This window comes from Rhodanobacter sp. A1T4 (assembly GCF_014207185.1).
GTDB lineage: Bacteria > Pseudomonadota > Gammaproteobacteria > Xanthomonadales > Rhodanobacteraceae > Rhodanobacter.
In genome coordinates, this window is record NZ_JACHCP010000002.1 from 407,819 (window position 1) to 426,366 (window position 18,548).

The 18,548-nt window shown below is 60.9% G+C and carries 15 protein-coding genes and 2 tRNA genes; 5 read left to right on the forward strand and 12 right to left on the reverse strand.

The genetic code is table 11. From position 1 onward, the window contains the following. Positions 1-96: 96 nt before the first annotated feature. The 7 genes from HDE80_RS05010 to HDE80_RS05040 form a co-directional block, all read right to left on the reverse strand. Positions 97-1,320 (reverse strand): RtcB family protein, encoded by a 1,224-nt coding sequence (locus HDE80_RS05010; protein WP_184668896.1) that lies wholly within the window; start codon positions 1,318-1,320, stop codon positions 97-99. Between the two features lie 70 nt (positions 1,321-1,390). Further along, positions 1,391-2,512, reverse strand: a complete 1,122-nt coding sequence (locus tag HDE80_RS05015) for a slipin family protein (RefSeq protein WP_184668475.1) — start codon at positions 2,510-2,512, stop codon at positions 1,391-1,393. A 494-nt stretch (positions 2,513-3,006) separates the two neighbouring features. Then, a tRNA-OTHER gene (locus HDE80_RS05020) sits at positions 3,007-3,078 on the reverse strand. Between the two features lie 658 nt (positions 3,079-3,736). Next, complete coding sequence (locus HDE80_RS05025) at positions 3,737-4,339, reverse strand: response regulator transcription factor (RefSeq protein WP_184668477.1); 603 nt, start codon at positions 4,337-4,339, stop codon at positions 3,737-3,739. Positions 4,340-4,385: 46 nt separating this feature from the next. Further along, positions 4,386-5,648: a sensor histidine kinase gene (locus tag HDE80_RS05030; protein ID WP_255483583.1), complete on the reverse strand. Its 1,263-nt coding sequence runs from the start codon at positions 5,646-5,648 to the stop codon at positions 4,386-4,388. A 6-nt stretch (positions 5,649-5,654) separates the two neighbouring features. Continuing rightward, positions 5,655-6,440 carry an ABC transporter permease gene (locus HDE80_RS05035; protein WP_184668479.1) on the reverse strand — a complete coding sequence of 262 codons (786 nt, stop codon included), beginning with the start codon at positions 6,438-6,440 and terminating at the stop codon, positions 5,655-5,657. 1 nt (position 6,441) lies between these two features. Beyond that, a complete protein-coding gene (locus HDE80_RS05040; protein ID WP_184668480.1) occupies positions 6,442-7,371 on the reverse strand; it encodes an ABC transporter ATP-binding protein in 930 nt (309 codons plus the stop codon). Positions 7,372-7,993: 622 nt separating this feature from the next. Between HDE80_RS05040 and HDE80_RS05045 the strand changes: the two genes are divergently transcribed. From HDE80_RS05045 to HDE80_RS05060, 4 genes are all read left to right on the forward strand, one after another. After that, positions 7,994-9,493 carry an aminotransferase class III-fold pyridoxal phosphate-dependent enzyme gene (locus tag HDE80_RS05045; RefSeq protein WP_184668482.1) on the forward strand — a complete coding sequence of 500 codons (1,500 nt, stop codon included), beginning with the start codon at positions 7,994-7,996 and terminating at the stop codon, positions 9,491-9,493. A gap of 172 nt (positions 9,494-9,665) precedes the next feature. Beyond that, positions 9,666-10,025, forward strand: coding sequence for a PsiF family protein (locus tag HDE80_RS05050; protein ID WP_184668484.1), 360 nt, complete (start codon positions 9,666-9,668; stop codon positions 10,023-10,025). A 120-nt stretch (positions 10,026-10,145) separates the two neighbouring features. Then, on the forward strand, positions 10,146-10,793 hold the full coding sequence (upp, locus tag HDE80_RS05055; protein ID WP_184601025.1) for a uracil phosphoribosyltransferase: 648 nt from the start codon (positions 10,146-10,148) through the stop codon (positions 10,791-10,793). A 577-nt stretch (positions 10,794-11,370) separates the two neighbouring features. After that, entirely contained in the window at positions 11,371-13,797 is a 2,427-nt protein-coding gene (locus HDE80_RS05060; RefSeq protein ID WP_184668486.1) for a TonB-dependent receptor, read from the forward strand. A 70-nt stretch (positions 13,798-13,867) separates the two neighbouring features. Here the strand turns inward: HDE80_RS05060 and pip are convergent, their stop codons facing one another. Beyond that, entirely contained in the window at positions 13,868-14,824 is a 957-nt protein-coding gene (gene pip / locus HDE80_RS05065; RefSeq protein ID WP_184668488.1) for a prolyl aminopeptidase, read from the reverse strand. A gap of 65 nt (positions 14,825-14,889) precedes the next feature. After that, complete coding sequence (locus tag HDE80_RS05070; protein WP_184668490.1) at positions 14,890-16,281, reverse strand: FAD-binding oxidoreductase; 1,392 nt, start codon at positions 16,279-16,281, stop codon at positions 14,890-14,892. Between the two features lie 121 nt (positions 16,282-16,402). On the opposite strand from HDE80_RS05070, the gene serA reads away from it, so the two are divergent. Further along, entirely contained in the window at positions 16,403-17,635 is a 1,233-nt protein-coding gene (gene serA / locus HDE80_RS05075; RefSeq protein WP_184668492.1) for a phosphoglycerate dehydrogenase, read from the forward strand. 106 nt (positions 17,636-17,741) lie between these two features. Here serA and HDE80_RS05080 read toward each other — a convergent pair. The 3 genes from HDE80_RS05080 to ihfA all read right to left on the reverse strand — a co-directional run bounded on the left by HDE80_RS05080 (position 17,742) and on the right by ihfA (position 18,548). Further along, positions 17,742-17,818: transfer RNA gene (locus HDE80_RS05080), tRNA-Pro, on the reverse strand. Between the two features lie 68 nt (positions 17,819-17,886). Further along, positions 17,887-18,243: a MerR family transcriptional regulator gene (locus HDE80_RS05085; protein ID WP_056386704.1), complete on the reverse strand. Its 357-nt coding sequence runs from the start codon at positions 18,241-18,243 to the stop codon at positions 17,887-17,889. A 5-nt stretch (positions 18,244-18,248) separates the two neighbouring features. Continuing rightward, positions 18,249-18,548, reverse strand: a complete 300-nt coding sequence (ihfA, locus tag HDE80_RS05090) for an integration host factor subunit alpha (protein ID WP_184601019.1) — start codon at positions 18,546-18,548, stop codon at positions 18,249-18,251.

The following is an 18,548-nucleotide window of genomic DNA, read 5'->3' on the forward strand; positions in this document are numbered from 1 at the left end:
AATGACAATCCGCGAATGCCGATTTTCAAGGGCGCAAAAAAACGCCGCTCACGAGGAGCGGCGCCGCTTGCTGCAAACCTAACGACAACATGAGTTTCACCCCTTTACGCAAAGCACCTGACGCAAGGTGTGTACCACCTCGACCAGATCGGTCTGTGCCGCCATCACCGCGTCGATCGACTTGTATGCCGCCGGCGACTCGTCGATCACGGCCGCGTCCTTGCGGCATTCCACATGCGCCGTCGCCTCGCGATGTTGGGCCAACGTGATCTGCTGGCGCGCCGCGGTACGACTCATCACCCGACCCGCACCGTGGCTGCAGCTGTGGAAGCTGTCGGCATTGCCCTTGCCACGCACGATATAGCTGCACGTGCCCATGCTGCCGGGGATGATCCCCAGCTCACCTTCGCGAGCACTCACCGCGCCCTTGCGGGTGACCAGCAGTTCGTCGCCACCGTGCATCTCCTTCTGGACGTAGTTGTGATGACAGTTCACCGCCATCTTGGCGAGCTGGAATGTGGGCAGACGGTGACGCATTTCCGCCAGCACACGCGACATCATCGCTTCACGGTTGGCGCGAGCATAATCCTGTGCCCAGGACACGGCTTCGACGTAGTCATCGAACAGGGCCTCGCCCTCCATGAAGAACGCCAGGTCCTTGTCCGGCAGATGGAAACCCAGCACGCGATGCGCCAGCTGCTCGCGCGCCATCTCGATGAAGTAGCTGCCGATCAGGTTGCCGGTGCCGCGCGAACCCGAATGCAACATCACCCACACGACATCCGACTCATCCAGGCACACCTCGATGAAGTGATTGCCGCCGCCCAGCGTGCCGATCTGTTTGTCGACTTTGTCGGTGCGGATCTTGCGATGCTTGGCCTTGATCAGCTCCAGCCTGGCAACCAGTCCTGACTGCGCCAGTCGCGTTTCGATGCTGTCGGGCATGCGTCCGTGATCGCCGCCACGACCGTTGCCGACAGGCACACCTCGCTCGATGCTGGAACGCAGTTGCGCCAGGCTGTCCGGCAGGTCCTTCGCCCTCAGCGTGGTCCGCACCGCGGCCATGCCGCAGCCGATATCCACGCCGACCGCGGCAGGGATGATCGCGCCACGGGTCGGCACCACCGAATCCACGGTGGCGCCTTTGCCCAGATGCACGTCCGGCATCACTGCGACCCACGGGCCGACAAACGGCAGCGCGGCGATGTTCCGCAACTGCTGCTTCGCGGAATCTTCCAGCGGCACGCCGTGCACCCAGCCCTTGATCGGCGTGGCACTGCCTTCGGCATGTAGCAGTTCGTAGTTTTGCTTAATCATGATTCTTTCCTTGCATGATTCTTTCCTTGAATGAAATCGTGGTGATCGCATCCGTGCGATCGCCACGAGGTTGTTACTTCAGACTGACCAACTGATTCAGCACGCCATCCAGGCCGCCGAACACAGTCAGCTTGTCGATCTTCTCGGTGACCTTCTCCAGCGCCTCGAGCTCCTTGAGGCGCATGAGGGTCGGGCTCTCCTCGATCAGACGCGCCGTGTTGAGCAGCGAACGCGTGGCGTTCGACTCCTCGCGACGACGGATGACGTTGGCCTGAGCCGCCTTCTCCGCCTGCACGACGCTGTTGAGGATTGTCTTCATCTCACCCGGCAGGATCACGTCCTTCACGCCGACACCGAGTACCTCCAGGCCCAGCTCGCCGACGCGGCCACGCACGTAGGCAAAGATGTCCGCATCCAACGAGGCCTTGTCGCCGAGCAATTCGTCCAGCGTCTTGTCCGAGACTGCCTTGCGCAAGCCATACTGCAGCTCGCGATAGAGGTAATCGCCGTACTTGGCCACCTTGGTACGCGCCGCGACCGGATCGGTTACGCGCAGGCTGGCGGCCAGGTTCACACGCAGGCTGACCTTGTCGCGCGTCAACAGCTCCTGACCCGACACTTCCAGCGACTGCACACGCAGCTCGATCACCTCGGCAGCCACGTTCTTCTGGAAATTCCAGAAGGCGTAGGCACCCGGCACCAGCGTGCGCAGCAGCTTGCTGTCGACGAACAACAGACCCGCCGACTCCACCGGCACATCCACCGTCACCGCCACCTTGCCGAGCAGGCCCAGCTGACGCAAACGACTGGCCACGCGCGCATCGACCTCCAACGAGTCAGTCAGCGATACCGCCTGTACCTCGACCGGCACCAGACCCTTCCAGTACAGCTTGCGGGTACCCGGCGCGAGCACGTCCTCCAGCTTGCCGTTCTTCAGTACCAGACCGACCTGCAACGTGCCGATGTCGGCCACGATGAAGCACTCGGCCAGCGGGCCGTCCATTTGCACCATCAGCACATCGGCATCCGCGCCCACGTACTCGGGCTTGGCAAGATTGTGCACGTTCACGGTCACCCGGTTGCGCGGATCAAAGATCCGATACACGCCCGCAGGCAGTACGCGCTCGAAACGACGGTTGCGATACAGCAAACCGCGCTCGCCGTCGCCGATCACGATTTGCTTGAGCCAGAACATGATGATTCTCCTTTTGGTTATTCTGGTTTCGACCCGATAGATAATCCGCATGTGTCGCCGGATCGTTACGGCGCATGCGTCCATTTGATAATCGGAAGATCCGCAATCGAACCTCCCTCACGGGATAATCGATTAACTATTAACAACGCCTCGATTGAAAAATAAGTTGGAAACGCCTCCCGACGTCAGCGGAGCGAAACCTGCGTGCGTTCACGGGGAATCAGTCACCTCACCGGAAACCTGCGATATTCCGCAGAACCATCCGTCGAGATACCCGATCGCCCGACTTCAGGACGTGGGTCTGGCTCCGCCTCCGCTGCCCTGCAACGCACATCACCTTCCATGACGTGTATGCCCTGCAACGCACGAGGCGTTTCCTGGTCGGAACTTTCGTTCCTGTTGTCATGACGTAACAGGTCATGGTGTTGGAGCGGGAGTCGAACCCGCGACAGTCGGTTTATAAGACCGATGCTCTACCCATCTGAGCTATCCAGTGGTTGACGTGCCGGAGTCGAACCGGCGACCAGCAACCGTGAGGCTGCTGCTCTACCTCTGAGCTAACGTCAGCTTACGGAACATCGCCTGGCAGGCTCTGGCATACGCTATCGGCATGGCCGCGCGCACCGGATGGGGCTTGAGCCCATACCGCGGGAACCTGTTGGTTCGATGCTCCTGATTGCCGGCTGTCGCCAACCGGCAATACGTGTGGACAGACGCGCCGCAACTTTGGCTGCGCTTGTCCCATTCCTTGAATCCGTTTTCCGCACAGCCCGCGCCGAAGCATCGGGACGCAGCGCACAGGCGCTCGTCGCAGCCGCGCCCCTGCCTCGGCTGGGAGCAGCCGGATGCTTCAGGGCGAAACGCATTCCATAAACATTGATCGATTCATGAATTCCCTTGCGAACGCCAAAACAAAACGCCCCCGGGGTTGGCGACCCGAGGGCGTTCGCGTTGCCTCGGGAGATCGGGGTGACCGATCTCCCTGGGTGGGATCAGTCTGGTGAGTGAACGAAATCTTTTCCTGCTACATATTCCAAGCGCACGCGCCGGCCGCCGTCGCGCATTAGCGGCAACGTATTTGGCTGAACAACAATGGCGAGATGGAATGACATGTAGAGGTGACTCGGTTATCGCCGGGAGTGGCGAGGTGACGGAGAATACCCGCGTTTATTTTTAATCGCAAGCACTTTATATAAATAACCAGAATTATTTGATATGGATTATTTATAGCCAGCCTTTTTGCCGCGCCATCCGATACGCCTCGATGCGATTGGCCACGCCGAGTTTGCCGATGGCCTCGGAGAGGTAATTGCGTACGGTGCCATGCGAGAGATTCAGCTGCGTAGCGATATCGCCGGCCGACTGGCCCTCACCAGCAAGGCGCAGCACTTGGCGCTCGCGGTCGTTGAGTGGATCGGCTTCAGACCACGCTTCGAGTGCCAACTGCGGATCGATGGCGCGACCGCCACGATGCACGGTGCGCAGAGCCTCGGCAAGATTTTCGGCAGGCGCATCCTTGAGCAGATAGCCGCCCACACCCGCATCGAGCGCGCGGCGCAGAAAGCCCTGACGTGCGAACGTGGTCACGATGATGACCTTGATCGGCATGGCGTGCCGCTGGATGCGTTGCGCCAGCTCCAGCCCGGTGAGGCCGGGCATTTCAATGTCGGTAACCAGCACGTCAGGCTTCAGACGCTGCAGTTCGCGCCAGGCGATCTCGCCATCGGCAGCAGAGCCCAATACCTCGATATCCGACTCCAGATTGAGCAGCGCGGACAGCGCGCCGCGCACCATGGCCTGATCTTCGGCCAGCAGAATGCGGATCATGCGAACACCTCGTGGTTCGGGCAGAACGCAGCAGAGGACAATCGATTCATGCGGCAGGATTTCCTGAAACGGTTGAGTTCAACGTCGCTCCAAGCGACAGGTCCGACGGCACACGCGAGGTTTCGACCAGCCGCAGGATCGGCACCGGCGCCACAATACGCAGCCGGGTTCCGTGGCCACGCGGCGACTCGATGATCAGCGTGGCGCCCAGCGCTCGCGCGCGCTCGCGCATACCGCACAAGCCGTTGCCGTCACCGTTGATGCCGCCACGACCGTTGTCGCTGATCAGCATGCGCACGCTGGCATGCTCGCGGATGATGTCGATTTTTGCAGAGCTCGCCTCGGCATGGCGCGCGATATTCGTGGCCGCTTCTCGCACGATCAGCGAAAAGCCGCGCTCGATATCACCTGGTAGATCGGTTGGCAGCTCACCGTATTCAAAATGCACACGCGACGATTCCAGCAGCAATCGCGCCGAGGCCAGCTCGGCGGCCAGATCCGTGGCACGAATGCCGCTGACTGCACTGCGCACTTCGGCCAGCGCATGGCGCGCGACCTTTTCCGCCTCTTCCATCTCGCGCCGTGCCGCTTCGCTGTCACGATCAAACAGCTTGCGCGACAGCTCCAGCTTCAGCGTGATCAGCGACAACGTGTGGCCCAGCAGATCGTGCAAGTCACGGCCGATGCGTTCACGTTCGGCCAGGCCCGCGAGACGGCGCACCTCGTCCTGCGACAGTGCGAGCATGGCGTTGCGCTCCTTACTGATGCTCTCGACCATCACAATGGTGCAGATGATGAAGATCGTGCCCGGCATGATCACGATCATTACCAGTGGATAGCCGATCCACCAGGCAAGCGCCACGAAGACAGCGTTGATGGCCAACAAGGCGGCCATGTATTGACGCCGTCTCATCTTGCAGTGATAGAGCATGATGCAACCGAAAACTAGATAGCTCACACCACTCGGAAACCACGGCATGGATGCAAAGCACAGTGCAATCATGCCCAGCGGAAACCACTGCACGTATTGGCGGCTAACCAGTTGCACCTTGATGAACAGGAACAGGAACAACGGATAAGTGATGGCCGTCATGAGCAGCCACTGGCGTGTGTAACCCGTCAGGCCGTGGTCGAACATCGGCGTGACGAAAATCCACAAAGACCAGAGCAAATGCACGCTATCCGTAAATGGATTTTTCCCTTGCCGTATGTCGTCGGCAAAACCCGAATCAGGTGCCGCAGAAAACCATCTCGCGAGCAGATTGGACGTCATGCGGCGATCTTCCGTTGGTGCGTCATTGTCGGCCATGCTACTTCAACCATAACGACGCAGTCGCCGCGTCGCCAGCAGCAGGAAGCCGACCGCGAAACCGAGCAGCACCAGCACGTGCGGAAGCAACGGCTCGTTGTTGAGGCCCACCGCCGCCATGGCAATCTTGTCCAGGTGATAGCTCGGCCAGATCGGCGCGATCTGCTGCAGGAACTTCGGCAGCATCGGCAGCGGAAACCACAGGCCGGACAGGAAGGACATCGGCAGGTAGATCAGCTGCAGCATGCCGGGTGCGCCCTGGCCCTTGAACACCGTACCGATAAACATGCCCAAGGCACAGAATGGCAGCACGCCCAGCACACCGGTCAAAAGCAGTGCTCCGGCTTGCGTCGGCAACAGTGCCACGTGCGCGAGTCGCGACAGTGCCAGCAGCAGCAAGATCACCACCGCGGCAGCACACATCGCCATCAACATCTTCCCAAGCAGGTAGGCGCCCGGCGGCATCGGCAATGCACGTTTGAAGGTCAGCAGGCCGCCGTCACGCTCGAGCGCCAGCGACACGCCGAAGCCGAACAGTCCCGGGCTCATCACACCGAACACGCCGTAACTGGCAAGCAGGTATCGCGCAGCGTCGGCGCCTTCCGACTTCACCATGAGCACGCCAAACACCAGATAGAACAGACCCGGGAACAACATGATCGGCAGCATGAAGGCTGGTGCGCGCATGTAGCGCACGCACTCGCTGCGCGCCTCGGCCAGATAAGCGCCGAATACACGGCCGCGCGACATCGAAGCGGGTTCCGAAGCAAGGACGGAGATGACGGTTTCCATTTCAGGCAGCCTCGCGCTGGTCGGTGGCGGATACCTCGTCGGCATCGCGGGTGAGTTCTGTGAAGGCTTCGGCTAGACCCGCGCGCTGCACTTCCAGTTCGCGCAACTGCGCATCGGCGCCGAGCAAGTGGCGCACCACGGTCTCGGCGTCGGCGGTGGTGATGTGCAGACGCTCACCGTCCAGTCGCGCCTCGGCGACATCCGGCCAGCCGCGTACTTTTTCGATGGACGTTCCCGTGACACAGCGAATGCGCTTCAATGCGACCCGCGCACGCAACTCGTCGACGGTGCCCTCATGGATCATCCGACCATGTGCCATGACGCAGACCCGATCAGCCAGCACTTCGGCCTCTTCCAGGTAGTGCGTGGTGAGCAGCACGGCGCAACCTTCGGCGATCAGGCGACGGATCGCCGACCACAGCTTCTGCCGCGCATCGATATCCATGCCGACAGTGGGCTCATCGAGAAATAGCAGCTCGGGACGGCCGCACAGCGCCAGCGCAAACTGCACGCTGCGCTGCTGGCCGCCGGAGAGTTTCGCGTAAGGCCGCTTCAGCAACTCGCCGATGCCAGCCAGTTCGGCGGTTTCGGCCAGCGGGCGCGGCGACGGGTAATAGCTGGCCGTGAGCCGCAACAGTTCGCCAACCCGTAACGTGGGCGGCAGCACGGCGTTCTGCAGCATCACGCCGATGCGGCGGCGCGCCTCGATCTGTTGCGGATCCCGCCCAAACAGCTCGACCGTGCCGGCGTCGGCGCGGATCAGTCCCAACAGCAGCGCGATGGCCGTGGTCTTGCCGGCACCATTGGGACCGAGCAGCGCCAGCAGTTCACCGCGGCCGATCTGCAGGTTGGCCCCGTCAAGCGCGGTCAGTCGGCCGTAGGTTTTGATAGCGCCGTCGAGGCGTGCGATCGATGTGGTCGTGAGTGACATGAGGGCTCCTCTTGTGCTGCTCATGCTGCGCGTCGCCGCGGATGGCCGGCAGTCGCTGGCGTCAGTGATTGCGGGTGACAGCCGTCATGTAAGAGCCTGTTCACGATCCCCACGTGGCCCGCGCCGGGAGCGGTTTGCGCGCAGGGCAAGGAAGAAGGAGGGCGTGTACGTCCGTACACAACCGAGTGATGACGCCGGCCTGGGGGCAAACCGACCCGGCCCGAAGGGTTGAGTCGTGGCAGCCACCCGGCAGCAGTGCTTGCACCTTTCTCAGTGCGCGGTTAAACCTGACGACCAATCAGACGCTGCGCACCGAGAAAGGTGTAAACCACGCACAACCACACGACGGCTGCCATGGCTCAACACGGGCTACGTGGAGATCGTGAGCAGGCTCTATGGGGGTACCGGAGAATCCGGGCTCGCGCTATGCTCTTCATCTGCCTATGCCCGCCAGCCCTTGTGCGGCGGTGCACCAGAGGGTTCAAGGCCTGCGAATAGGGCCTGGGAATGCGCAACCGTTTCGGTGCGGCAAGCCCAACCCCGGCGTTCGGATCGAAATTCAAAAACCTGGCGGCCTGCTTTGCGTTAGGAGCGAGGCGCCGACGGGGCGAGGAGAAGCGTCATGCGAATGATTGAACAGCTGCGCGAACTGCGCGAATTCGGCGGCAAGCCGCGTACCGCCGGCCTGGACGACGCCAGCATCGAACGTATGGCCGCGAGCGACCCCAAGCTGGTCGAAGCGATTGCCGCAGCCGTGGCCCGCCATCGCGAGCTGCGCACCGACATGGCCGACTTCCTGAAGCTGGACGAAGCCGAGCAGTTGGTCAAGGCACAGGCCGGCTTCATCAATTTCTATCCCGATGACGCGATCAACCCGTACCTGCCCGCCGCCGCCAGCGGCCCGTGGGTAGTCACGCTGAAGGGCGCTGTGCTGCATGACAACGGCGGCTACGGCATGCTCGGTTTTGGCCACAACCATCCCGCCATCGCTGCGGCGATGGCGAAGCCGCAAGTGATGGCCAACGTGATGACGCCCAGCGTAGCCCAGCTTCGGCTAAGCGCGGCCTTGCAGCGCGAGCTCGGCCACACCCGCAGCGGCAGCCCGTACACGCACATCATGTGCTTGAATTCGGGCTCCGAGAGCGTGAGCCTTGCTGGCCGTCTGGCCGACGTCAACACCAAGCTGATGACCGATGAAGGTGGTCCGCATGCTGGCCGTGCGATCAAGCGCATTGCCGTGCGCGGCGCGTTTCACGGCCGCACCGAATTGCCGGCGCTATATTCCGACTCGACCCGCAAGACGTACCTGCAACATCTCGGCAGCTTCAAGTTTCACAACGATGAGCTGCTGATCGTAGAGCCGTACAACGTCGAGCAGTTGAAGAAAACCTTTGCCGAGGCCGATCAGAACGGCTGGCATATCGAGGCGATGTTCCTGGAACCCGTGATGGGCGAAGGCGACCCCGGCCGCGCCGTGACGCCGGAGTTCTATGCCGCCGCCCGTGCGCTGACGAAAGCTCACGGAACCCTGCTGCTGGTCGACTCGATCCAGGCCGGCCTGCGCGCGCACGGCGTACTGTCGATCGTGGATTACCCAGGCTTCCAGCACTTCGAAGCGCCGGACATGGAAACCTATTCCAAGGCGCTCAACGGTGGGCAGTATCCGATGTCCGTGCTGGCCGTGACCGAACGCACCGCAGCGCTGTATCGCAAGGGCATCTACGGCAACACGATGACCGCCAACCCGCGCGCGCTGGATGTCGCCTGCGCTGCCCTTGGCCTGCTGGACGAGGCCCTGCGCACCAACATCCGCGAGCGCGGTCGGGAATTCATCGACAAGCTCAATGCCCTGAAGAACGAGCTCGGTGGCATGATCACCAAGGTACAGGGTACCGGCCTGCTGTTTTCCTGCGAGCTGTCACCGGACTACAAATGCTACGGCGCCGGCTCGACCGAGGAATACATGCGCGAGCGAGGCGTTGGCGTGATCCACGGCGGCGTCAATTCGCTACGCTTCACACCGCACTTCAACGTCACCAGTGCCGAAGTGGATCTGATCGTCGCGCACCTGCGCAAGGCGCTGCTGGAAGGCCCGTGCAAGGCCAGGGCTGAAGCGGCCTGATCACATGGGTTGCGGCGGTTTCCGAAACACATCGCCGCAACCTGCTCGTCCTCGCCATCAGAGTGTGGACGGATAGGGCAAAAATTATAGGACTCCCCCACTGCCAGTATCCCGGCCAGAGGCATAGACTGGCGCGGCCGGCGCTCGCCGGTCATTTAGGGAGGACTCCACGATGTCGATGTCACTTCGTCTGTTGGCTATCAGCGCGGCTTTCGCTTTTGTCGGCGCCGTCTTTGCGTCTCCGCAGTCCAGCATGACCGGTCCCGCCGCCAAAACGCTCACCCCTCAACAGCAGCGCATGAGCGACTGCAACAAATCCGCTACCGGCAAGAAAGGCGATGACCGCAAGACCTTCATGAGCAGCTGCCTGAAAGGCCAAACTGCTGCGACGCCGATGGCTGCGCCGACAAAAATGACCCAGCAGCAGAAAATGACCAGCTGCAACGCCGACGCCAAGACCAAGGCGCTCGCGGGTGCCGATCGCAAGACTTTCATGAGTTCGTGTCTGAAGAGCGCACCGGCGACTCCGTAACACACGTGGGCATCATCAACCCCGCCTGCGTATCCCGACATCGAGGTGCACAGGCGGGGTTGCTTCGTTAAGCTCGGTGGCAATCGCGAAAGAACGCCGTGTTGACGAAGAGCATCGAGCATGAAAATTGTTGAAGTCCGCCATCCACTGATCCAGCACAAGCTTGGCCTGATGCGTCGCGCCGGCATCAGCACCAAGGAGTTCCGCGAGCTGGCCGCCGAAGTCGCCGCGCTGCTGACCTACGAAGCCACCGCCGATATGGAAACCGTCGAGGAGTCCATCCCTGGCTGGGCTGGCGACCCGGTGCAAGTGCAGCGCATCAAGGGCAAGAAAATCACCATCGTGCCGATCCTGCGCGCCGGCCTTGGCATGCTGCCCGGCGTGCTCGGCATGATCCCCGCCGCCAAGGTCAGCGTGGTCGGTTTGCAGCGGGACGAGCAGACCCTGCAGCCCGTGACCTACTACGAAAAACTCAGCGGTCGCATGGACGAACGCATCGCCCTCATCGTCGACCCCATGCTCGCCACCGCCGGCACTCTCGTCGCCACCGTCGACATGCTCAAGGCCGCCGGCTGCAAACGCATCAAGGGCATCTTCCTCGTTGCCGCTCCCGAAGGACTCAAGCGCATCGAAGCCGCCCACCCCGACATTGAAATCTATACCGCGGCCATCGACGACCACCTCAACGAAAACGGCTACATCCTGCCCGGCCTCGGCGACGCGGGCGACAAGATTTTCGGCACCAAGCAGTTGTCCGACGCAACCTGACCTCGCGGCTATCGCGTACCCACACGCGCAAGCCATTGCCCACACAACAGAACGTGGCTCGCCCTCTGTAGGAGGGTGAAAGCGCTTTATCCGGTAAGCCCATAACCCGCGCATCGCCACTGGCGGACTGGCTCCCAACGACCCGATAGAGCCGTCTATAAACGCCAGCCACCGCCAAGGCTGATCATCGCCCACCGGCCCGACTCAGATGCTGCGCGGACACAATCCGCACCCAGCTAGGCGACAGATGCCAAAATTTTGCGCAATGCAACAAAAGAGCTATTTGTCAGGATTGAATTCGTAATTTATTGCCCATCGCGCGGCAATAAATCGTTTGCTGGACAAGCGCATGTCAATCCGGTAAAAATTTTATTGCAACGCAACATGAAAGACATTGTCCACCTGCCACGTTGGCCGGTCCGACCAAAGGGTATCCATCGCTATGGATGGTACGAAGAGACTGCGCCATAACGCGGTTTCGGGATGTTTCAGATAAATCCAATATTCGTCCAGGGAGCCACTGCGATGGCACCTCGGCTATTTCGTCACCTGTTCAGGGGAAGGGGATCGACCACGCATGAATACCGCGACCAACCGACACCATAAAAACATTCTCTGGCTGGCCCTGGCCTTCGCCCTGGGAACAAGCGGCGCCGCGCACGCCCTCGACCCGCCTTCGGTCGTGAACAACCCGCAACAAGCCACGGACAGCGATGCGACGTCGAGCGATACGAAGACAGTCGCCAAACCGCCCAAAAGCACTACGCTCTCCTCGATCAACGTGAGTGCGCGAGCCCTGGCCGGTGGCCGCATGGCCGAGCAGGATCAGCCCAAGCAGGTATCCACGATCACCGCGCAGGCGATTGCCGAAGTACCGATCACCGCCGACTACACGCAGATGATCAATAGTGTGCCGGGTGTCAATTCCGCCTCCAGCGACGGTTTTGGTCTGACCGACGCCAGCAGCTACACCATCCGCGGTTTCAACGCGAGCGAGATAGGCGTGACGCTGGACGGTGTGCCGGTGAACGATGCGGGCAACTACGCGCCTTACGCTTCCGAATATGGCGAAGCGCGCAACTACGAATCGATCACAGTGTCGCCGGGTTCGGCCGATCTGGATATGCCGGACCTTGGCGCCGTTGGTGGCCACATCAGCTTCGTCACCAAGGCGCCCACCAGTGACTTCAACGTGTTCTTCGGTCAGACCTTCGGTAGCGATGATGCGCGCAGTACGTTCGTACGCCTGAACACGGGCGATATCGGTCCGGTGAGCAGCTGGATCTCGGTGTCGCAGGACTCCGACGACAAGTGGCGTGGCGCGGGCCAGGATCAGATCCATCGCATCCAGGCCAAGTCCGTGTGGAAGATCGACGACAACAACAGCATCACCTTCAACCTCAATTACAACCACGAGCGCAACTACGATTACCTGTATCCGACCAAGGCGCAGTTCGCCGAGGATCACAACGTCGACTACCTCACCACGTGGGCACCGACGCCGGCCGGTGGTTTTTCCTCCGATGAAGCTTTCGGCGGCACGGCAGCTTCCGCTGCACAAGAGAATTACTACAAGCTGTTCCAGAACCCCTGGATCTCCTACGTGGCGAGCCTGGACGGCGAGTTCAAGATCACGCCGGATCTGTCGCTGTCGGTGATTCCGTATTTTCAGTATGGCGGCGGCACTGGCACTTACTCCGGCTTCCTGCCGTTGAGCAGCACCGGCACCTCACCGGTGCAGGCGAATCAGTATTCCGCCGGCCCGTACTACAGCGTGCTGGAAGCTTTCCGTGGTTACACCTATCGCCCGGGTATCAATGCCAAGTTCACGCTGAACCTGGGCTTGGACAACACGCTGGCCTGGGGCTTCTGGTACGAGCGTTCGCGTCAGACCGAAGACTATCCGGCCATGTACGTCGATCCGAACACCGGCACGCCGGCATCGATCTGGGGCGACAAGAATCTGCTGACGTATAGCAACGGCTTGCCGTGGATCAACAATGGGGAATCCGACCTCACGACGGTCAAAAAAGTCTTCGTGGAAGACAGCTGGAATCCCACCGAGCAATGGACCTTCAACGCCGGCGTGGCCTATCTGGATACCCAGCGTCAGAACCAGTTCGTGATGTATCCGAACAATCCCGATCCAGCTGACTGGGCCTACAACGTCAATTCGGACGAGCGTTACCACCGCTTCCTGCCGACACTCGGCGCGTCGTGGCGACCGGATGAGAACAACCAAATCTACTACAGCCTCACCCGCACCTTCCGCGCACCGCAGGATTCATCCACCTTCGGCAACAGCCTGCTCGGCCTGCCCCCACCGATGCCGGAAAGTGCCTGGTCGAACGAAATCGGCTGGCGCTTCACCGATGGTCCGTTGACCTTGAATACCAACGCCTATCTGTCCAACATGGGCAACCGCACGGCTTCGGGCACCGATTACAACACCTACGTGTCCTATTACATCAACGCCGGGCCGGTGCGCATGGCGGGTGTGAATACAGAGGGCAACCTGGATCTTGGCCACGGCCTGAGCCTGTACAGCTCCTACACCTACACGCAGTCCAAGGTGAAGGATGATCTGAACCTGCCGGCCGGCACCGACCTCAGCGGTGGCAGCGTGGAGGCGGCCTCCTATGCGACCGCGGGCAAGCAATTCCCTGGTACGCCGCGCAACATGGTTTATCTGGGTACGCGCTGGGCTGATCGCGGATTAGTGTTGAACCTCAACGGCAAGTTCACCGGCAGCGAATACGGTGACTTCATGAACACCGATCGCGTGCCTTCCAACTTCACCTTGAACGGCAGCGCCAGCTACGAGTTGCCGGACTACGGCGTCCTGCACAAGACCACCATCGCGCTGAACGCACTGAACCTGCTCAATCGTCACTATCTGAGCTTGCCCTATGGTCCGACCATCGATGCGGCGGAGAGCTCGCCTACCTACTACGTGGGTGCGCCACGCCAGTGGTATCTCACCATCAGCACGACGTTGTTCTAAAGAACCGCCCATTCGGGTGGCTCTGCCTCCACCCGAATGGGTCTGATCACTCTCGCCGCAGCTCCACCACTCAGCTACGGAAGTAGTCCGTGGCTTTGATCAGCTCATCGGTAATCCCTGGCTCGAACGCCGAGTGGCCGGCATCCTGCACGATCTTCAGATCCGCCTCGGGCCAAGCGCGATGCAGATCCCAGGCGCTACGCATCGGACAGACCACGTCGTAGCGTCCCTGCACGATCACCGCCGGGATATGGCGGATGCGATCGACGTTGCGCAGCAGCTGATCGTCGTGTTCGAGGAAGCCGCCATTGACGAAGTAGTGGCACTCGATACGAGCAAAGGCCAGTGCGAACTCGTCCTCACCGCTGGAGGCGATGTGCGTACGGTCCTGCCAAAGATAACTGGTCGCCCCCTCCCACACCGACCAGGCGCGCGCTGCAGCGACGCGCGTCTTCGCATCAGGGCTGGTGAGGCGGCGGTAATACGCGCTCATCATGTCGGCGCGTTCGACCTCGGGAATCGCATCGCGATAGGTTTCCCACGCATCGGCGTAGAGCGAGTTGCAGCCCTCTTGATAGAACCACTCCAGCTCTTTCCGGCGCAGCAGAAAAATGCCGCGCAGCACCAGCTCGGTCACCTTGTCCGGATGAGTCTGTGCATAGGCCAGCGCCAGGGTCGATCCCCATGAGCCGCCGAACACCTGCCAGCGCGCGATCGAGAGATGCGTACGTAGCCGCTCGATATCGGCAACCAGATCCCAGGTAGTGTTGTCGGTGAGTTCCGCATGCGGCGTGGACTTGCCGCAGCCGCGCTGGTCGAACAACACGATGCGATAGATGGCTGGATCGAAAAAACGCCGACATTTCGGATTGGTACCGCCGCCCGGACCGCCGTGCAAAAAAACCACCGGCTTGCCCTTCGGATTGCCACTCTCCTCGTAGTACAGCGTGTGCAGCGGAGAGACCGCCAACGTGCCGCTGTTGAAGGGCTCGATCTCGGGATAAAGCGAACGCAATGTCGACGGCATGAAGGCTCCAGGAGGCATGCAAACTCAGCGCACAAGGCTACCACGCAAGGACTTCAGAGCTGATCTCAGTTGTCCATAAAAAGCTTGCCGGGGTTAAGAATACCGTTGGGATCGAACACTTTGCGCACGCCTTTCATCAACATGATTTCTGCTGCGCTGCGGGTGCTTTCCAGATACGCACGCTTGACCAGTCCGATGCCGTGTTCAGCCGAGATGCTGCCGCCGTGACTCTGCAGAGTGGTGGCCAGCAGCCTGGTGACGTGATCGCACTGCGCGACGAATGCCACCTCGTCGAGATCATCTGGCCGCAGCACATTGATGTGCAGGTTGCCATCACCGATATGGCCGAACCAGACCACCTCGATCTGTGGATACTCGTGCGTGAGCAACGCCTGCATCTCGTGCAGAAATGCCGGCACCGCACTGACTTTCACCGAAACATCGTTCTTGTAGGGCCGATGCGGCGCGAGGCTTTCGGTGATGCCTTCGCGCAAGCGCCATAGTGCAGCCGCCTGCGCATCGCTCTGCGCCAGCACGCCGTCGCTGACCCAGCCCTTTTCCACCGCCTGTTCGAAGGTCGCCAACGCGATCTCCTGCGTTTTTTCGTCGACAGCGTCGAATTCGGTCACGACGTAATACGGATAGTCGCCGTCGATCGCTCGTTGCGCGCCGTGCGCCAGTACGTGGTGCAGAGCATGATCGGTAAAAAACTCGAATGCCTGCAACGAGAGTCGCGAACGGAATAGCGCAAACACCTGCATCAACGCATCCATGTCCGGCAGCGCCAGCAACATGACCTGCGATAACGGCGGTGGATCGGTGAGTTTCAATGTCGCTTCGACCACGACACCTAGCGTGCCTTCCGAGCCGATCATCAGCTGGCGAAAGTCGTAGCCGCTGGAGTTCTTGATCAGGCCGCGGTTGAGTTCGAGTAGTTCACCATTGCCTGTAACGACTTTCAACGCCGCGATCCACTCGCGCGTGTTGCCATAGCGGATTACCCGAATGCCGCCTGCATTGGTGGCGATATTGCCGCCGATCGAGCACGAACCGCGGGCGGCAAAATCGACGGGATATAACAAGCCATTTCCGCGCGCGGCATCGTGCACGGCCTGCAGGGTGATGCCCGGCTGTACGGTGAGCGTGCGATCCACCGCATTGAAATCGAGTACGCGATTCATCCGTTCCAGGCTCAACACCAGCTCACCGTTGGCCGCCACCGCGCCGCCGGATAGACCGGTGCGCCCGCCGGAAGGCACCAGCGCAACATTCAATTCGTTGGCCCAGCACACGATTGCCTGCACTTCATCAACGCTCGACGGCAGCGCGATGGCCAACGGCGTGGGCGTCCATCGGCGGGTCCAGTCGCGGCCGTAATGCTCCAGATCGCCCGGCTCGGTCAGCAGGCGTAGTTCGGGTAGGCGTTGGACCAGTTCGGCGAGCGGACTATCGGACATGCGGGGCTCCAAAGGATCCACAGAGCCTGCCAGCCGCCTGCCATCGCGTCCAGTGCTGCATTGCCACACGACCTGCTGCGCTCTGGCATAGTAAGCCCTCTCATCTGTGTGGAAGGCTGCAATGCAAACCTCGTATCCCCGCCAAGACATCAATGTGCTGTTGCTTGAGGGCGTCAGTGCCAGCGGCGTCGAGGTTTTTCATCGGGCGGGCTATAGCCATGTCGAGCTGCACACGAAATCACTGCCCGATGCCGAGCTGAAGCAGCGTATCGCCGATGCGCATATCGTCGGCATCCGCTCGCGCACCCAGCTCAGCGAAGACGTGCTGACGCACGCCAAGCGGCTGATCGCGGTGGGTTGCTTCTGTATCGGTACCAATCAGGTCGATCTCGGCGCCGCGCGCAAGCTAGGCATTCCGGTATTCAACGCGCCCTACTCGAATACTCGAAGTGTCGCGGAACTAGTCATCGCCGAGGCGATCATGCTGTTGCGTGGCATCCCGCAGAAGAACGCGCTATGCCATCGCGGCGGCTGGACCAAGTCCGCCGCCGGAAGCTTCGAAACGCGCGACAAGGTGCTCGGCATCGTCGGCTACGGGCATATCGGCACCCAGGTCGGCGTGTTGGCCGAGGGGTTGGGTATGCGGGTGATCTTTTATGACATTGAAGCCAAGTTGTCGCTGGGCAATGCGCGTGCCGTGCACAGCATGGACGAGCTGCTGGAACGCGCCGACGTTGTGACCCTGCACGTACCGGAAACACCAGCGACGCAGATGATGATCGGTGTGGAACAGCTGGCGAAGATGCATGCCGGCGCGATGTTGATCAACGCCTCGCGCGGCACCGTGGTGGATATCGACGCGCTGGCCGAAGCGCTGCGCGCGGGTCACCTTGCCGGTGCCGCGGTCGATGTATTCCCGATCGAGCCGAAGGGTAACGACGATGCGTTCGTCTCCCCACTGGTCGGCATGGACAACGTCATCCTGACTCCGCATATCGGCGGCAGCACACTGGAAGCGCAGGACAATATCGGCATCGAAGTCGCCAGCAAGTTGATCCGCTACAGCGACAACGGCTCGACCTTGTCAGCGGTAAATTTCCCCGAAGTCACCCTGCCCGAGCACCCGAACAGCTATCGCTTGCTGCATATCCACCGTAACGTGCCCGGCATGCTCGCGCGCATCAACGAGCTGTTCTCAAGTGGCAACATGAACGTCGACGCACAGTTCCTGCAGACCGACAGCGAGGTCGGTTACGTCGTGATCGACGTCACCGCCGACGAAGCCCAGGCCACGGCCTTGAAGAGTCAGCTGGCGGCGATACCGGGGACGCTGCGCAGCCGGGTGCTTTATTGAGCTAACCCGGGCACGGAAACAGAGACCGCTACGCTATTGTTCCCCCTTTTTACGTTTTCAATAAAAAAGCGCCCGAGGGCGCTTTTTTATATACCAGTCACTGTAATGGTCGGGGCGGCGGGATTCGAACCCACGACCCTCTGCCCCCCAGGCAGATGCGCTACCAGGCTGCGCTACGCCCCGACGAAACAGCAAGTTTGAAATTGTAGCAGCTCACCGGACATTGCCGGTAGTTGCCGATGCGATGGATTTCAGCGACGTAACAGCGTCAGCACTTCTTCCAGTTCCATCCGCACCTGGCGCACGATCTGGTGCGAGATACTCGCCTCCATGCGCGCCTGCGGACCTTCAAGCCGCGCACGTGCGCCAGTGATAGTGAAACCCTCGTCGTACAGCAACGAACGGATCTGCCGGATCATCAGCACGTCGTGTCGTTGGTAATAGCGACGATTACCGCGACGCTTGACCGGATTGAGCGCCGGAAACTCCTGCTCCCAGTAACGCAACACATGGGGTTTTACACCGCACAACTCGCCGACTTCACCGATGGTGAAATAGCGCTTGGCCGGGATGGCAGGTAGTTCTGTGTTATTCCCTTGATCCAGCATAGTCGTTATTCCCTTGGTCCAGCATAGCCCTCGACTCTTACCTTGAGTTTCTGCCCTGGACGGAACGTCACCACACGTCGGGCGGAAATTGGAATCTCCTCACCGGTTTTCGGGTTACGCCCAGGCCGCTGGTTTTTCAAACGCAGATCGAAATTGCCGAAACCGGACAACTTCACCTGCTCCCCGTTTTCCAATGCTCCGCGAATTTCCTCAAAGTAAGCATCCACGAATTCCTTCGCTTCACGCTTGTTGAGACCTACTTCGAGGAATAGCCGCTCGGCCATCTCCGCCTTGGTCAGCGCCAT

Excerpts from the sequence above, each read along its gene's own strand:
- HDE80_RS05030 (WP_255483583.1), bottom strand. The coding sequence starts at position 5,648 with ATGGCCGACAATGACGCACCAACGGAAGATCGCCGCATGACGTCCAAT.
- HDE80_RS05045 (WP_184668482.1), top strand. The coding sequence starts at position 7,994 with ATGCGAATGATTGAACAGCTGCGCGAACTGCGCGAATTCGGCGGCAAG.
- serA (WP_184668492.1), top strand. The coding sequence starts at position 16,403 with ATGCAAACCTCGTATCCCCGCCAAGACATCAATGTGCTGTTGCTTGAG.
- HDE80_RS05035 (WP_184668479.1), bottom strand. The coding sequence starts at position 6,440 with ATGGAAACCGTCATCTCCGTCCTTGCTTCGGAACCCGCTTCGATGTCG.
- HDE80_RS05040 (WP_184668480.1), bottom strand. The coding sequence starts at position 7,371 with ATGTCACTCACGACCACATCGATCGCACGCCTCGACGGCGCTATCAAA.
- HDE80_RS05015 (WP_184668475.1), bottom strand. The coding sequence starts at position 2,512 with ATGTTCTGGCTCAAGCAAATCGTGATCGGCGACGGCGAGCGCGGTTTG.
- HDE80_RS05085 (WP_056386704.1), bottom strand. The coding sequence starts at position 18,243 with ATGCTGGATCAAGGGAATAACACAGAACTACCTGCCATCCCGGCCAAG.
- ihfA (WP_184601019.1), bottom strand. The coding sequence starts at position 18,548 with ATGGCGCTGACCAAGGCGGAGATGGCCGAGCGGCTATTCCTCGAAGTA.
- HDE80_RS05025 (WP_184668477.1), bottom strand. The coding sequence starts at position 4,339 with ATGATCCGCATTCTGCTGGCCGAAGATCAGGCCATGGTGCGCGGCGCG.
- upp (WP_184601025.1), top strand. The coding sequence starts at position 10,146 with ATGAAAATTGTTGAAGTCCGCCATCCACTGATCCAGCACAAGCTTGGC.
- HDE80_RS05050 (WP_184668484.1), top strand. The coding sequence starts at position 9,666 with ATGTCGATGTCACTTCGTCTGTTGGCTATCAGCGCGGCTTTCGCTTTT.
- HDE80_RS05060 (WP_184668486.1), top strand. The coding sequence starts at position 11,371 with ATGAATACCGCGACCAACCGACACCATAAAAACATTCTCTGGCTGGCC.
- pip (WP_184668488.1), bottom strand. The coding sequence starts at position 14,824 with ATGCCGTCGACATTGCGTTCGCTTTATCCCGAGATCGAGCCCTTCAAC.
- HDE80_RS05070 (WP_184668490.1), bottom strand. The coding sequence starts at position 16,281 with ATGTCCGATAGTCCGCTCGCCGAACTGGTCCAACGCCTACCCGAACTA.